The sequence below is a fragment of the Flavobacterium sp. ABG genome (assembly GCF_001027725.1).
GTDB classification, from domain to species: Bacteria; Bacteroidota; Bacteroidia; order Flavobacteriales; family Flavobacteriaceae; genus Flavobacterium; species Flavobacterium cupriresistens.
Window position 1 is genome coordinate 139,540 of sequence record NZ_LEKS01000001.1, and the last position, 16,646, is coordinate 156,185.

Genomic DNA, 16,646 nt, shown 5'->3' on the forward strand with positions numbered 1-16,646 from the left:
AGTTAGGATTATATTTATTCTCAAAGTCCGAAAAATGCGGATTTGGTGGTAGAAACTTTATTTGATTTGGGTGAAAAACTCAATTTGTTTCCGGAGAAAAATCCAATAGAACCATTGTTCAATTCAAAAGACATCAGGTTTTTTCCTAAATGGAATTTTAAAATAGTCTACAGAATTGAAAAAAGCAGAATTTATATTCTGGATATTTTTTCTGTATCTCAAAATCCTAAAAATTACAGATTATAGTTTTGAAACTAATTTGTAAATTACTTATAGCATAAAAATTTTATGATAAACCCTTTTACCGACGAATACTTCATGAAAAAAGCTTTACAAGAGGCAGAAATGGCTTTTGATAAAGGTGAAATTCCTGTTGGAGCCATAATTGTTGTAGCCGATAAAGTTATAGCAAGAAGTCACAACCTGACTGAATTGCTTAATGATGTTACCGCTCATGCCGAAATGCAGGCTATTACCGCGGCGGCAAATTTTCTGGGTGGAAAATATTTAAAAGATTGCACCTTGTACGTAACACTGGAGCCTTGCCAGATGTGTGCCGGGGCTTTGTATTGGAGTCAGATTACAAAAATTGTTTTTGGAGCCCGTGATGAACAACGCGGTTTTATGACAATGGGTACAAAATTACACCCAAAAACTACCGTAGTTTCAGGAATTATGGCCAATGAAGCAGCCGATTTAATGAAACGTTTTTTTGCTTTAAGGAGAAAATAATACAAGTCATTTAGTGTGATAGGACACGGATTATACGGATTCGCTGGCGCGAAGACGCGGATAAACGCGGATTTTATTCTATACTTTACGGAAAGAGTGTTTTTAGTACTTGTTTTAACTTTGATAAAACAATCTTATCAATGTCTATCAAAATGATAAAGACAAAGCAATTTTAAGCATGTCCTATAAAAAAAACCGTTTCTATCCGCGTCTTCGCGCCAGCGAATCCGTTTCATCTGCGTCCAGATCCGCAACAGTGTTATAGAGTAATTTTAAGCAGAACCTATAAAAAATCCGTTTCTGTCCGCGTCTTCGCACCAGCGAATCCGTTTCATCTGCGTCCAGATTCGCAACAGTGTTATAGAGTAATTTTAAGCATATCCTATAAAAAAAATCCGTTTCTATCCGCGTCTTTGCGCCAGCGAATCTGTTTCATCTGCGTCCCTATCCGTAACAGTGTTATAAAGTAATTTTAAGCATAACCTATAAAAAAAAATCCGTTTCTATCCGCGTCTTCGCACCAGCGAATCCCTATAATCCGTGTCCCTATCCGTAACAAGATTAAAAAGGGAGTTTTCTATCTGTGTCCTTGCATTAACAAATCCATTTCATCTTCACATTAATTTCAGATAATTGTTATTTCTAATGAATTTTCTGCTTAATTGTAAAATAAAAATACGCTACTTTTACTATAATATAATTAACATTTCTTCAGTTATACTTTAAGTTGTGTGAAGTGTTACGACCTTATATCGAATCTTAAATTTCTAACCATTAATTCTATTTCAAGTGAAGGCAAAAAGATTAGTTTACGTATTTCTTGTGTTTTTTATTCTTCAGGCGTGTGGCAGAAAATCAGCTGCAGATTTCAATTCTGATTTTTCATTATTCAGAGCGTACATCACTAGTTTTACGGGAGGAATTGTCCCGTCGCAGTCGGACATACGTGTGGTTTTGGCTTTCGAGAAAAAAGAATGGAAGGTTAATGAGGAATTGGATGATGATTTATTTGATATCTCGCCAAATGTACATGGTAAAGTTGTAGCGCTTTCGAGTAATACGATTGCCTTTATCCCTGAGAAAAAACTAAAACCCGGAACAGAATATCAAGTTACTTTAAACTTGGATAAACTAATTACATTGCCTAAGGAAGAAGAAAAGGAACTTTCTAAATTCAATTTTACCGTTAAAACCATTAAACAGGATTTTACGATAAATACGCTGGACATTCAATCGCACAGTAAAGAATACCAATATCTGAATTGTGTATTGAAAACCGCAGATGATATTGACCTGGAAACCGCTCAAAAGCTGGTTGAAGCCAATCAAAAAGGAAATAAATTAAAGATTAAGTTCGATAATTCAGTAAAATCAGGTAAAGAATTCAAATTTATCATTGACAGCATTCAGCGCTTTTCTGAGCCAAGTGAACTTGAAATCGCTTACGACGGAAATGATTTCGATATAGATCAGAAAGGAAAAATAGACTTTCCGATTACAGGAATAAATGAATTCAAAGTAATAAAGGTTGAAATTCCGGACGAAAACAATCAGTCGGTTTCTATCAATTTTTCAGAACCTCTTGAAAAAGGACAAGATTTTGCGGGTTTGGTAGCCATTCAAAATACGAATAATTTAAAATTTGCAACACAAGGGAATGTACTAAAAGTATATTTTAGTAATGAAAAAGCAGCGCCAAAAGTAGTTCATGAAGCTGTAGTAGCAGATACAATTACAGCAGCCGTTGCCGTAGATTCTGTAAGTGTTGTTGTAGATAGTGCAGCTGTAGCCGTGTCGGAAGTAACTGTTGAGGCAGAACCGGAAGTGGTAGCAGAAGAGCCGGAATCAGACCAAAATATAACCGGAGAGCTATTGCTGGAAGTTTTTCAGGGAATAGAAAGTCAGTACGGTAAAAAAATGGAACAAAGTTATTCTCAGAAAATCTCTTTTGACCAGATAAAACCAAATGTACGTTTTGTGAAAAACGGAACGATTTTACCAAGTTCCAATAATCTAAAACTCAATTTTGAAACGGCAAATCTGAGTGCAGTAGATGTAAAAGTCTATAAAATCTATAAAAACAACATACTGCAATTTCTTCAAAATAATGAATTAAACGGAGCGCAAAATTTAAAACGAGTTTCTCAGCCCGTCGCCAAAACGACGATAAACCTAAAAGAAAACACGTTGGTTAATTTAAGCAAATGGAACACTTTTGCCTTAGATTTATCGAAGATTATTAAACCCGAACCGGGTGCTATTTACAGGGTAGAATTCTCGTATAAAAAGAAATATTCTTTATACAAATGCGAAACGACCGAAAGTGATGCAGAAGAAAATGAAGAGGACGAAGTTGATGAAAAGGATGTGAATTATAGCGGAAACTCCTACGATGATTATTACTATGATGATTACGAATGGAGAGAAAGCCAAGATCCATGTACAGGATCGTATTATTACAATGCAAGAATTGCGACCAATATTCTGGCTTCAGATTTGGGAGTAATAGCCAAAAGAGGAGAGAATAAATCGTATTTGTTTGTCGTAAACAATATCCTTACAACAGATCCGGTTTCGAATGCGAGAGTAGATTTGTACAACTTTCAACAGCAAAAAATTGCTACTACAGCCACGAGTAGTGAGGGAATAGCATCCTTCCAAATCGATCGATTTGCTTATTTTGCTATCGTTACGTTAGGAGATCAGTCGACTTATGTAAAGCTTGATGACGGAAATTCGTTATCCGTAAGTAATTTTGATGTTGCTGGAGAAACGCTTCAAAAAGGACTGAAAGGATTTATTTATGGGGAGCGTGGTGTTTGGCGCCCCGGAGATAATTTGTATTTGTCTTTTATTTTGAATGATGCTGCCAATAAACTGCCAAAAGCACATCCGATAAAATTCAGATTAACAGATCCGAACGGAAAGGTAAGTTACCAAACCGTTCAGAAATCAAATGAATTGAATCATTATGCTTTTATTGTACCAACAGATCCCGACGCGCCAACAGGAAGTTGGGAGGCAATGGTAAGTGTTGGAGGAGCTAAATATTATAAAAGCATTAAAATTGAAACGATAAAACCAAATCGTTTAAAGATTAAAAACAGCTTTCAAAGAGCCATATTATCGTCATCTTACCCTAACTCAAGTAATCTGGAGGTGGCCTGGCTTCATGGAGCAATCGCCAAGAATTTGAATGTAGAAATGCAAGCCAAATTCTCAGAGCAGAAAACTACTTTTAAAGGCTACGATAAATATACTTTTGATGACTTAGTACGTAAATTCAGTACAGAAGAGGTTAATATATTTTCAGGAAAATTAGATGCCAACGGAAGAGCGTCGGTAAGTATCAATCCGAAATTACAAGGTCAGGCTCCGGGAATGTTGCGAGCTTCCTTTATTACCAAAGTATACGAAGAAGGCGGGGATTTCAGTATGGATGCAATGGCGACAACTTATTCCCCATACAAAACCTATGTGGGTGTAAAAGCACCGGAAGTAAATCGATATGGAATGCTCGAAACGAGAACCAACAATCGTTTTGATATTGTAACCGTTGATGAAAACGGAAGACCAAAAGCGGTTAGGGATCTGGAAGTAAAAGTTTATAAAGTAGAATGGCGCTGGTGGTGGGATGCTTCGAGCGATAATTTGTCCAATTACAATTCTTCAGAAGCAACCACTTCCTACAAGACATTCAAAGTAAGTACAAATGCAAGCGGAAAAGCAAGCATACAATTTGCTTTGGAAGATGAAGAATGGGGACGCTATATGATTCGGGTTTCAGATGAAACGGTTGGACATGCAACAGCCTTAACAGTAAATATCGATTGGCCAATTTGGTCAGGAAAAACCAGAAATACGGATGCTTCAACAGCCAATATGCTTGTTTTTTCGACCGATAAAAAAGAGTATGCAGTAGGAGAAAAAGCGCAGATTTCTTTCCCTTCAAGTGAGGGTGGACGTGCTTTGGTTTCTATCGAAAATGGTTCAAGAGTAGTACAGACACTTTGGGTAAAAACGCAAAAAGGGGAAACTAAAGTTGAGGTGCCAATTACGGCAGCAATGGCTCCCAATGTCTATTTTAATATCACACTTTTACAACCTCACGCATCGACCAAAAACGATTCTCCGATTCGTATGTACGGAATTGTTCCGATTGGGGTTGTTGATAAAAATACCAAATTAGAGCCGACACTTACCATGCCCGATGTTTTAAGACCGGAACAATCCTTTCCTATAAAAGTCAGTGAGAAATCAGGTAAAGAAATGACCTATACCATTGCTATTGTAGACGAAGGTTTATTGGATTTAACCCGATTCAAAACCCCAAATGCCTGGGATAGTTTCTATGTACGGGAAGCTTTGGGTGTAAAAACCTGGGACGTATATGACGATGTGATTGGTGCTTACGGCGGAAAAGTAAATCAGATTTTCAGTATTGGTGGAGATCAGGATTTAGGTGGAGGAAAAGCTAAAAAAGCCAATCGTTTTAAACCGGTTGTAATTTATCTGGGACCATTCAAATTAGAGAAAGGACAAACAAAAACACATCAGGTTACTTTACCAAAATACATTGGTTCCGTACGAACGATGATTGTGGCGGGAGATGCAACAACAAGTGCTTACGGAAGTGCAGAGAAAGCAACTCCGGTTCGCAGTCCGTTGATGGTGTTGGCTTCGTTGCCGAGAAAAATTTCTCCGTCAGAAAAAGTAACGATTCCGGTTACGGTTTTTGCAACAGAAAAAAATATTAAAAATGTAAGAGTTCAGATTAAAACCAGCAATGGCTTGCAGGTGATCGGAAGTACCGTTCAAAATGTAGCCTTTGCACAGCCGGATGAAAAAATGGCGTATTTTAATCTGGCAGTAGGCAGTCAGACCGGAATTGCAAAAGTGCAGATTACTGCTACTTCGGGCAGAGAAAAATCATCCTATGAGGTAGAGATCGATATGACAAACCCGAATCCGGTGACCAATACGTATACCGATGTGATTTTGCCGCCGAACAGTTCTAAGACTATCGCCTGGAAAACCTTCGGGGTTTCGGGAAGTAATAAAGCCAAACTGGAGGTTTCTTCCATGCCAACGATTAATCTGAACGGAAGATTGCAATATCTGATTCAGTATCCACACGGTTGTGTAGAGCAAACGACTTCATCTGTTTTCCCACAATTGTTTTTGACTGATGTTGCGGATATTGATGCAACCCGTCAACAGCTTATTCAGAAGAATGTAGCAGCGGGGATTACAAGATTAGGAAGTTTTCAATTGCCAAACGGAGGACTTTCGTACTGGCAAGGAAATACAATTGCAGATGATTGGGGAACTTCTTATGCCGGACATTTTATAATTGAAGCAGAGAAAAAAGGGTATGTTTTACCGATTAACTTTAAATCAAAATGGATTTCCTACCAACAAAAAGAAGCTAAAAAATGGCGTTTTGAACAGCGTTACGGAAATGATATGGCACAAGCGTACCGTTTGTATACCTTGGCTTTGGCCGGTTCTCCTGATTTGTCTTCTATGAACAGGCTGCGTGAAACAACCGGAATTTCAAACGAAAGTAAATTGCGATTGGCTGCGGCTTATGTTTTAGCAGGTCAGAAAAGTGCAGGATTAACGTTATTATTGCGCAGTAAAATTGACGATAATTCAGGTGAGTACAGCTATTACTATTATGGATCAGGTGATCGAAACAGAGCAATGGCACTGGAGACTTTATTGCTGTTAAACCAAAAAGAGAATGCTTTCTTAATGGCAACAAAATTGGCTAAAAGTATGGCAAGCGACCAGTGGATGAGTACACAGACGACGGCTTATTGTTTGTATGCCATGTCTAAATTTTCATTGAATAATGGTCCGAAAGGAATTGATATTCAGTTTAGCAAGGATGGAAAAGCGCAGCAAATAAAAACTGCTAAAACAGTTGCTGACAGAAGTTTGGTGGTGAAATCCGGAAGCAATAGTATTACTTTAAAAAACAATAAAAAGAATACGATTTATGTTAGGGTGTTAAATACGGGAATTTTACCAATCGGTCAGGAAAATGCGATTCAAAGTAATCTTTCTGCCGGAATAGTTTTTAAAAACAGAAAAGGCGGTGTCATTAATGTTTCCAGAATTACACAGGGAACGGAGTTTGTAGCTGAGGTAACAATTAAAAACCAGAAAAATGAATATGTGCAGAATGTAGCCTTGTCACAGATTTTGCCATCCGGATTTGAGATTGTAAACACGCGTTTTACAGATTACGGTGAAGCAACAAGTAATACGGCTGATTATATTGACATTCGTGACGATAGAACAAATTTCTATTTTGGTTTAAAAGCCGGAGAAACCAAAACATTCAAAATTTTACTTAATGCCTCTTATCTGGGTAGTTATTATTTACCGGGATTACAGTGTGAAGCGATGTACGATCATACGTTCCTAGCCAGAACAAAAGGATTCTGGGTAGCAGTTGTAAAATAATTGATTATTTTTTTTTAAACCTGACAGGTTTTTAAAACCTGTCAGGTTTGAAAAAATGGATTAGAATATTAAAATTGTAAAATTGAAAAATAAATTAAAAGCGCTTTTTCAGCGCTGTATCAATTGGATAAAAAGAAATAAAATTAAATCACTAATTGCGTTTTTGCTGTTAGTGATTTATTATTTTTCCCTACCCGGAACTTTATTTAAAGAGCCTTACTCTACTATTATAGAAAGTAAAGAAGGGGAATTATTAGGAGCTAAAATTGCTCGTGATGGACAATGGCGTTTTCCGGCACAGGACAGTGTTCCCGATAAGTTTAAAAAGTGCATCGTTTATTTTGAAGACGAGTATTTCTACAAACATCCTGGTTTTAATCCGGTTGCAATGGTAAATGCGATTAAGCAGAATAGAAAAGCGGGAAAAGTAGTCCGTGGAGGAAGTACGCTTACACAACAAGTGATCCGATTGTCCAGAAAAGGAAAAAAGAGAACTTATTTTGAAAAAGCAATAGAAATCATTCTGGCAACCCGACTGGAATTAGGGTATTCAAAAAACGAAATTATCGAATTATATGCCGCACATGCCCCGTTTGGAGGAAATGTTGTGGGGCTCGAGATGGCCTCGTGGCGTTATTTCGGAGTGCAGTCCAATCAATTGTCATGGGCAGAAAGCGCTACTTTGGCGGTTTTACCCAATGCTCCAAGTTTGATTTACCCGGGAAAAAATCAGATAAAATTATTAGAAAAGCGTAATCGACTATTGTTAAAGCTACACAAAGAAGGGAGTATTGACAAACAGACCTACGAACTTTCTATTGAAGAACCCTTGCCTCAAAAACCATATGACTTGCCGCAGATTGCCCCACATTTATTACAGCGAGTGGCAAAGAACGGAGAAGGTACGCGGGTTAAGACAACTGTAGATGTTGCACTGCAAAACAGGGTCAATCAGATTGCGAAATATTATTACAATCAATACAAGCAAAATGAAGTCAATAACCTGGCGATTCTGGTAATTGATGTTCAGGACCGCAGTATAATAAGTTACGTTGGGAATTCGCCAACAGATCGTGACCACCAAAAAGATGTTGATATTATTGGAGCACCAAGAAGTACAGGAAGTATACTTAAGCCTTTGTTGTACGCCGCAATGCTCGACGATGGAGAACTGTTGCCGAACACATTGGTTGCCGATGTTCCTACTCAGATTGCAGGTTACACACCTCAGAATTTTAATCTGACATTTGATGGGGCTGTTCCGGCACATCGGGCTTTGTCACGTTCTTTAAATATTCCGTCGGTATTGATGTTGCAGGATTTTGGAGTCAGTAAATTTTACGAAGAACTGCAAAAGTTTAAATTAAAAGACATTAATAAATCACCGGATCATTATGGTTTGTCTCTTATTTTGGGAGGTGCCGAAAGTAATTTATGGGATTTGTGCCGAACCTATTCCAATTTATCTTCAACAGTAAATTATTTTAATAAAAGCCACGGTAAATATAGAACCCAAGAATTTGCAGAATTAAATTACGACACCGATTTTAAGCCCGATTTTGGATCAGAAAGTGAACAGAAGAACATATTAGGCGCGGGATCAATTTGGTTGACGTATAATGCCATGGAAGAAGTAAATCGACCGGAAGGAGATGAGGCGTGGAAATTCTATGACAGCTCACTTAAAATTGCGTGGAAAACAGGAACAAGTTTTGGTAATCGTGATGCCTGGGCAATCGGAACCAATTCCAGATACGTTGTGGGAGTATGGGTCGGCAATGCGACAGGAGAGGGGAGACCAACTTTGACCGGAGTTACAAGTGCTGCGCCAATTTTGTTTGACGTATTTAATTTGCTTCCGAGACAGCGATGGTTTGAAATCCCTTATGAGGATTTAAATGAAGTAGAAGTTTGTCGTTTAAGCGGGCATTTGGCTAAAGAAGGTTGTCCGAAAATAAAACAATTAGTTACAAAAAAGGGAAAGACAACAACGGTTTGTTCGTATCATAAAATAATTCATTTAGACCAAACCGAACAATTTCAGGTCAACAGCAGTTGTGAAAGTGTCGATAAAATGATTACTAAGAACTGGTTTGTACTGCCTCCAGTGATGGCCTGGTATTACAAAAGCAAGCATATTGAGTATGTTCCGCTACCTCCTTTTAAAGAAGATTGTATCGGTACACAAACAGGTTCCATGGACTTTATTTATCCGAAAGCGAACAGTAAAATTTATTTAACGAAGGATTTTAATAGTGAAGTACAGCCAGTGATTTTTAAAGTGGCCTATTCTCAAAGAGAAAAACAATTGTTTTGGTACGTCGACCACGTTTATAAAGGCGTCACTAAAGTTTTTCATGAAAAACCAATTATAATGAGCGCAGGGTTTCATTACATCACTGTTGTTGACGAATCCGGAAATGAAATTAACAGAAGAGTTGAGGTAATAAGAGAATAGTATCGGATCAAGACTAAAAGTAGCTAACTTAACCTATGAGCAAAGAAAAAGCCACAGATTAAAGGATTAAAAAGATTAAATAATCTGTGTAAATCTTTTTAATCAGTGGCAAAAAAAAGTCGTGCCAATTAGTGAAATTCGTGGCAAAATCATAAAGATGGTCAAAATAAAACAGCATGCAGATTTGCTTCGCCAGTTCGCTATCGGGCAGCAGATTTTCGCAAAAGTAATAAAAGAAAATCTGTGCAAATCTTTTTAATCCGTTTAATCTGTGGCAATATTTTTCAACAAAGCACTTCAGAAAAATAATTCGTGCCAATTCGTGAAATTAGTGGCAAAATGATAAAGAGGGTCAAAATAAAATAGCACGCAGATTTGCTTCGCCAGTTCGCTATCGCTCGGGTAGCAGATTCTAGTAAAAAGCAATAAAAATAATCTGTGCGAATCTTTCTAATCCGTTTAATCTGTGGCACTATTTTTCAACAAAACACTTCAAAAATAATTCGTGCCAATTCGCGAAATTCGTGGCAAAACACTCAAAAAAAGACACAAAAAAACCGCTAATCTTTCGAAAAGCGGTTTTTGTTTATTCTGAAATAACATTTCCTTTTTTATCATAGAAATGGTATTCTAAGTACGTGTAAGCGTCACGAGGTATGATTTTCACCCATTTCTTATGTTCAAAAAACCATTTTGAACGTAATGATGGAAAACCTTTACTGAGGTATGCAGCCACAAACGGATGTGTATTAAGCACAACTTTATTGTGGGTTTTTAAAATTCTTTCTAAATCAGAGGTGATTTTATCAATGATTAAAATTGGTGCTTCAATTTCACCATGCTCATTGTTTGGATCTTCTTCTCTAGTTTTAATGTTAACTTCTGGTCTTACGCGTTGTCTTGTAATCTGGACTAGCCCAAATTTACTCGGTGGTAAGATTTTATGCTTTGCTTTATCGTCGCTCATTTCTTCTCGCAAGAAGTCGAACAGGACCTTCCTATTTTCAGGATTAGACATATCAATAAAATCAACTACGATTATTCCACCCATATCACGCAAACGAAGTTGTCTGGCAATTTCGGCGGCAGCAATCATATTCACTTCCATGGCAGTGTCTTCCTGATTAGTCGCTTTATTCGAACGATTTCCGCTGTTTACGTCAATGACGTGTAGAGCTTCCGTATGTTCGATTATCAGATAAGCGCCTTTGCTCATTGAGACCGTTCTTCCAAATGAAGTTTTGATTTGTCTTTCTATATTGTATTTCTCAAAAATTGGAGTGTCATTTGATTGATAAAACTTAACAATCGATTGTTTGGAAGGTGCAATTTCTTGCAAGTATTCCTTTGTTTGATGGTACAACTCTTCATCATCTATCTGAATACCGCTGAAGGTATCATTGAATACATCTCTTAATATTGAAGAAGCTCTGTTAAGCTCTCCTAATACTTTTGATGGATGATGAGCAGTTGGTAATTTTTTACACATTGCAGTCCATCTGCTAAGCAGGTTCTGCAAATCTTTTTCTAATTCGGCTACGTTTTTGCCTTCGGCTACTGTGCGAACAATAACACCAAATCCTTTAGGTTTGATCGATAATACAAGTTTTTTTAGACGATCCTTTTCCTTTTTGTCTTCTATTTTTTGTGAAATAGAAACACGGTCAGAAAACGGAACGAGAACAATAAATCTTCCTGCCAAGGAAAGCTCAGCGCTTATTCTTGGGCCTTTGGTAGATATAGGTTCTTTTACGACTTGTACTAAAACAGATTGATTGGCACTTAAAATATCAGTAATGATGCCATCTTTGTCAATCTCTTTTTCAAACTGAAAGGTTTTTAGGGAGAAATCTTTTATTTTACCTGCGCTTACAAGTTTTATGAATTTCAGTTGGGAAGCTAAGTTAGGTCCTAAATCATGATAATGTAAAAAGGCATCTTTTTCGAAGCCTACATTTACAAAAGCAGCATTAAGTCCGGCAACTGGTTTTCGTATTTTGGCAATAAATATATCACCAACCTGAAAATTGCTTTTCTCTTCTTCTTTGTGTAATTCAATTAGTTTTCCATCTTTTAATAAGGCAAAATCTACGGCTTCAGAACTAGATCTAATGATTAATTCTTTATTCACACTGTAAATTTTTATCTGTTTTTTCAGAAAATAGAAGAAAGAGAAAAGAAAATGGATTTTTTTAAAGAAATCTAAAGTCTAAAATCTCAGGTCTAAAATCTTATTTACAGATGGATTAAACAATATTTTTTTAACAGGTATTGAACCCGGGAGGGAAAAGTTAAATCTCAAGTTTTAAAACTCCAAATTCCAATTGAAATCTATAGAGATTCCTCTTTTTTTGAATTTTGGATTTTATTTTTTGGAATTTTTGAAATTTCCCAAATTTCAATGAACGTTTAAAAAGAAAAAAGTAGTTTAAAACTACTTTTTCTTCTTGTGACGGTTAGCTCTCGCTCTTTTTTTTCTTTTGTGAGTAGCTACCTTATGTCTCTTTCTTTTTTTACCACTTGGCATATCGTATCGATTTTATGATTAATTAATAATGTTATTTAGCTTCGTTGTTTGTTTTAACCCCTTCTACAAATACTTTTGCAGGTTTAAAAGCAGGAATGTTGTGTGCTGGAATTTTGATAGTGGTGTTTTTAGAAATGTTTCTACCAGTTTTTTCAGCTCTAGTTTTTACAATAAAACTACCGAAACCTCTTAGGTAAACATTATCTCCAGTCTCTAGTGAAGTTTTAACTTCTTCCATAAAAGTTTCTACTGTTGCTTGAACATCTCCTTTTTCAAGACCAAGTTTCTCTGAAATTTTCGCTACGATATCTGCTTTCGTCATTTTCTTTCCTATTTTATTTTATAAATGGTGTACTATTTTTTGAGTTTGCAAATATAGGAATTAAAAAAATAATTAATCAAGCTAAATCGTTAAATTTTAATTACATAAACATTTACTTTTGTAATCTAAGTATTTTGCAATGAATTTTCATAACATATTGATAAATTGGTATTTACAGAACAAACGTGATCTGCCATGGCGAAAAACGACCAATCCATACCTAATTTGGCTCTCAGAAATTATGTTGCAACAGACCAGAGTTGCGCAAGGAATGCCCTATTTTTTTTCTTTTACAAAGGAATTTCCTACTGTTTTTGATTTAGCAAATGCCGATGAAGAGCAGGTTTTGAAACTTTGGCAGGGGTTAGGGTACTATTCTCGTGCCCGAAATCTGCATAAAACGGCTCAGTACGTCGCCAATGAGTTGAATGGTGTTTTCCCTCCTTCCTATAAAGACTTACTAAAATTAAAAGGAGTTGGAGAATATACAGCCGCTGCAATAGCTTCTTTTTCCTATAATGAAGTAGTGCCTGTTGTAGATGGAAATGTATTTCGGGTGCTTTCTCGCTATTTTGATGTTGAATCCGATATTGCATTGCCTGGAACTAAGAAAGAATTTACGGCGCTGGCACATGAATTAATGCCGAAAGACAATCCGGCTATCTTTAATCAGGCTATTATGGAATTTGGAGCTTTGCAGTGTGTTCCTAAAAGTCCCAATTGCCCTGTTTGTGTCTTTACTGATAGTTGTGCGGCGCTGCAAAAAAAGAAAGTCGATGTTCTACCCGTTAAATCCAAAAAGATAAAAGTGACGAATCGGTTTTTTAATTACTTGATTCTGGAGGATGATTTAGGGAATACTTTGATACAAAAAAGAACTTTAAAAGGCATCTGGCACAATCTCTATGAATTTCCGCTTTTAGAAACGCAGGAGATTGTTGGTTTTGATTTTGTCTCAAAAGCAGCTGCGAATGATATTTTTCCTGCCTATACTATTATAGGTATAGAGGAGTGTAGTGATGCGACCGTTATTCATAAACTTTCGCACCAGCATTTGCATATTCAGTTCTGGAAAATTAAAATAAAAGACAGAATTGAAAACGGTATAGAAGCTAACAATTTGAAAACGTTTCCTTTCCCAATTGCCATTTATAATTTTATCGAAAAGCAGGAAATAAATTGCTAAAATAATGTATCTTTGGGATAAATACCACAATTAAACCATGAACGGAACATTAAATAAAGTGATGCTCATTGGCCATTTGGGCGATGATGTAAAGATGCATTATTTTGATGGAGGAAACTGCATCGGACGTTTTCAGTTGGCAACAAACGAAGTTTACATTAATAAAACTACGAACGAAAAAATAACTTCGACAGAATGGCACAATCTGGTTGTGCGCAATAAGGCAGCTGAGATTTGCGAAAAATACCTTTCTAAAGGAGATAAAATATATATCGAAGGACGCATCAAGTCACGCCAGTGGCAGGCGGAAGATGGTACAACAAAGTATACGACCGAAATTCAGGTGACGGAGTTTACTTTCCTGACAACCAAAAAAGAAACTACAGGACATAAACCGAATTCCGAGTCAGAATCCGCAAAAAATGCTAACTTTGACGCGACTAACGAAGGCTTGCCTGTAAATGACCTGCCTTTTTGATTGTTTAACTAATTTTTTTCAGTTTGGACCCGGAGCCCAGTTTACTTTTTAATGCAAATTTAGACGTCAATTTAATAATTGGATTTGTCGGAATATTTATTTTGCTGTTTTTGTCGGCAATTGTTTCAGGTGCAGAAGTCGCACTTTTTTCATTGTCGCAAAAGGATATTGACGAGGCATTACAGGAAAATTCACCAAAAGGAAAAATTATTTCCACTCTTTTAGACCGCCCCAAAAAACTTTTAGCAACATTACTGGTAGCCAATAACTTTTTAAATATTGGAGTTGTAATTCTGTTCTCCTTTGTAGGGAAGAACATTTTTGCCGATGTAGATTCACCGGTTTTAAAATTTATTCTGGAGGTAATTTTGGTTACTTTCTTTATTTTATTGTTTGGTGAAGTTTTGCCAAAAGTGTATGCCAGTCGGAACAATATAAAATTTGCGAAATGGGTGGCTTATCCCGTAGTCGTTTTAGATAAATTACTTTCTCCAATAAGTTTGCCTATGCGCAGTGTTACCCTATATTTGCAAAATAAATTAGGGAAGCAGAAAAACAATTTCTCCGTAAATCAATTGTCACAAGCTTTAGAACTTACAGATTCTGAAGGAACATCAAGTGAGGAGCAAAAAATATTAGAAGGAATTGTTTCTTTTGGTAACACGGATACCAAGCAGGTAATGAGTCCGAGAATTGATATTTTTGCTTTAGAAATTTCAGAATCATTTGAAGCTATTTATTCGAGAATAGTAGAAAAAGGATTTTCGAGAATTCCGGTTTACAGAGATAATATTGATCAGATCGAAGGTGTTTTGTTTGTTAAGGATTTATTGCCTCACCTTGATAAAAAAGAATTTGATTGGGTGTCTTTAATTAGAGAACCCTTTTTTGTTCCTGAAAATAAAAAGCTGGACAACTTGCTAAAAGATTTCCAAAGCCTTAAAAGCCATTTGGCAATTGTGGTCGATGAATATGGAGGAACCTCCGGTTTGGTTTCTTTAGAAGATGTTATCGAAGAAATTGTGGGTGATATTAGTGATGAATTCGATGACGAGAATTTGAATTTTTCGCAAATTGACGAAAAGAATTTTCTCTTTGAAGGAAAGATTAATATGAAAGATTTTTACAGAATTGTAGAAGTAAACGAGGATGCTTTTGAATCTCGTAAAGGAGAAGCAGAAACACTGGCCGGTTTTATTTTGGAAATTCTGGGTAATTTCCCTAAAAAGGATCAGAAAATTGCGTTTGAAAACTGTGTCTTTACTATCGAAACAGTAGATAAAAAACGTGTAAAACAAATAAAAGTAACATTAGATTAAAATGCTTAAAAAGATATTTTCAACAACTATAATTTTGCTGGTTTTTACAATGGTAAGTTGTAAAAATGAAACATTACCTAAACCGTCAAGTTATTTACGTTTAGATTACCCGGAAGCGAAATATGTGAAATTTGAAAATAATTGCCCGTTTACTTTTGAAATGAACGAAGGTGCAATTATTAAAGGAGAGAAAAATTGCGGGTTTGCCATTACCTATCCTAAGATGAAAGCAACAATCTATCTGACGTATAAACCGGTAAATAACAATATCGATAAATTGCTAAAAGATGCGCAAAAGCTTACTTATGAACACGTAATTAAGGCTGATGATATTTTAGAACAACCTTATTTGAATCCAGAAAAAAAGGTGTACGGTATGTTTTATCAGGTGGATGGAAATGCAGCTACTAACTCACAGTTTTATGTGACAGATAGCACGAAGCATTTTATTACAGGATCGGTTTATTTTTACGCAAAACCTAATTTTGATTCTATAATGCCAGCGGCCAGTTATATTAAAAATGACATGCGCGAATTGATGGAAACATTGAAGTGGAAATAAAGATTTTAGATTTTAGATTTTAGATTTTAGATTTTAGATTTTAGATTTTAGATTTTAGATTTTAGATTTTATAAAAAAAGCATCCGTTGGATGCTTTTTTTATTTGAAATCTTTGTGATTATGATTTTACGTTTGAAACCTTGTAAGTTTTTCCGTCTCCGGTTGCCTGAACTACTTTGGTTAGGTTTTCCGGGTTTTGGATCGTTTTGTCAAAGGTTACGGTGGCTGTTTTTTTGTCGAAATCTACAGCTGCTTTCTCAACGCCTTCCAGGTTCGACAATTCTTCTTCGATGGTTTTTGCACAACCTACAGCGCAAGTCATTCCGTCGATAGTGAAACTTGCTGTTTGTACATTCTCAGCGGCAATGGCAACTTGTTTTTTAGGTGCTTCTTTTGTCTCAGTTGTTGCTGTCGTTAAGGTTTCGGTTTCTGTTTTTTTGCATCCAACGAATACTAAACCTGTTAGTGCTAAAGTGGCTATGATTTGTGTAAATTTCATCCTATATGTGTTTTAAGTTTATTATTGATATTCTTTGCAAAATTAATAAAAAAGCGAAGGTCAATTCATAAAAATAGTACAAATTTGTA

At 36.2% G+C, this 16,646-nt stretch carries 11 protein-coding genes; 8 read left to right on the forward strand and 3 right to left on the reverse strand.

What is annotated here, in order from left to right; all coding sequences use genetic code 11:
• Positions 1 to 12: 12 nt before the first annotated feature.
• The 4 genes from AB674_RS23195 to pbpC all read left to right on the forward strand — a co-directional run bounded on the left by AB674_RS23195 (position 13) and on the right by pbpC (position 9,664).
• Positions 13 to 246, forward strand: coding sequence for a type II toxin-antitoxin system RelE/ParE family toxin (locus tag AB674_RS23195; RefSeq protein WP_410471209.1), 234 nt, complete (start codon positions 13 to 15; stop codon positions 244 to 246).
• Between the two features lie 42 nt (positions 247 to 288).
• Positions 289 to 732, forward strand: coding sequence for a nucleoside deaminase (locus AB674_RS00595; protein ID WP_047772918.1), 444 nt, complete (start codon positions 289 to 291; stop codon positions 730 to 732).
• Positions 733 to 1,521: 789 nt separating this feature from the next.
• The gene (locus tag AB674_RS00600) at positions 1,522 to 7,206 is read left to right on the forward strand and encodes an alpha-2-macroglobulin family protein (protein ID WP_047772920.1); all 5,685 of its coding nucleotides are present in this window, start codon (positions 1,522 to 1,524) and stop codon (positions 7,204 to 7,206) included.
• An 82-nt stretch (positions 7,207 to 7,288) separates the two neighbouring features.
• The gene (gene pbpC / locus AB674_RS00605; protein WP_047772922.1) at positions 7,289 to 9,664 is read left to right on the forward strand and encodes a penicillin-binding protein 1C; all 2,376 of its coding nucleotides are present in this window, start codon (positions 7,289 to 7,291) and stop codon (positions 9,662 to 9,664) included.
• Between the two features lie 586 nt (positions 9,665 to 10,250).
• Here pbpC and AB674_RS00610 read toward each other — a convergent pair.
• Together AB674_RS00610 and AB674_RS00615 are read right to left on the reverse strand one after the other, a co-directional pair.
• Entirely contained in the window at positions 10,251 to 11,795 is a 1,545-nt protein-coding gene (locus AB674_RS00610; protein WP_047772924.1) for a ribonuclease E/G, read from the reverse strand.
• Positions 11,796 to 12,222: 427 nt separating this feature from the next.
• On the reverse strand, positions 12,223 to 12,513 hold the full coding sequence (locus AB674_RS00615) for an HU family DNA-binding protein (protein ID WP_007805026.1): 291 nt from the start codon (positions 12,511 to 12,513) through the stop codon (positions 12,223 to 12,225).
• Positions 12,514 to 12,652: 139 nt separating this feature from the next.
• Here AB674_RS00615 and mutY point away from each other — a divergent pair, with 139 nt between their 5' ends.
• Genes mutY through gldD form a run of 4 tightly spaced genes read left to right on the forward strand, consistent with a single transcriptional unit; the run spans position 12,653 to position 16,058 of the window.
• The gene (mutY, locus tag AB674_RS00620; protein WP_047772926.1) at positions 12,653 to 13,699 is read left to right on the forward strand and encodes an A/G-specific adenine glycosylase; all 1,047 of its coding nucleotides are present in this window, start codon (positions 12,653 to 12,655) and stop codon (positions 13,697 to 13,699) included.
• A 37-nt stretch (positions 13,700 to 13,736) separates the two neighbouring features.
• Positions 13,737 to 14,177: a single-stranded DNA-binding protein gene (locus AB674_RS00625; RefSeq protein ID WP_047772927.1), complete on the forward strand. Its 441-nt coding sequence runs from the start codon at positions 13,737 to 13,739 to the stop codon at positions 14,175 to 14,177.
• Between the two features lie 23 nt (positions 14,178 to 14,200).
• Positions 14,201 to 15,496 (forward strand): gliding motility-associated protein GldE, encoded by a 1,296-nt coding sequence (locus AB674_RS00630; RefSeq protein ID WP_047772929.1) that lies wholly within the window; start codon positions 14,201 to 14,203, stop codon positions 15,494 to 15,496.
• Position 15,497: 1 nt separating this feature from the next.
• Positions 15,498 to 16,058, forward strand: a complete 561-nt coding sequence (gldD, locus tag AB674_RS00635) for a gliding motility lipoprotein GldD (protein ID WP_047772931.1) — start codon at positions 15,498 to 15,500, stop codon at positions 16,056 to 16,058.
• Positions 16,059 to 16,176: 118 nt separating this feature from the next.
• Here the strand turns inward: gldD and AB674_RS00640 are convergent, their stop codons facing one another.
• The gene (locus AB674_RS00640) at positions 16,177 to 16,557 is read right to left on the reverse strand and encodes a heavy-metal-associated domain-containing protein (protein ID WP_047772933.1); all 381 of its coding nucleotides are present in this window, start codon (positions 16,555 to 16,557) and stop codon (positions 16,177 to 16,179) included.
• Positions 16,558 to 16,646 lie beyond the last annotated feature (89 nt).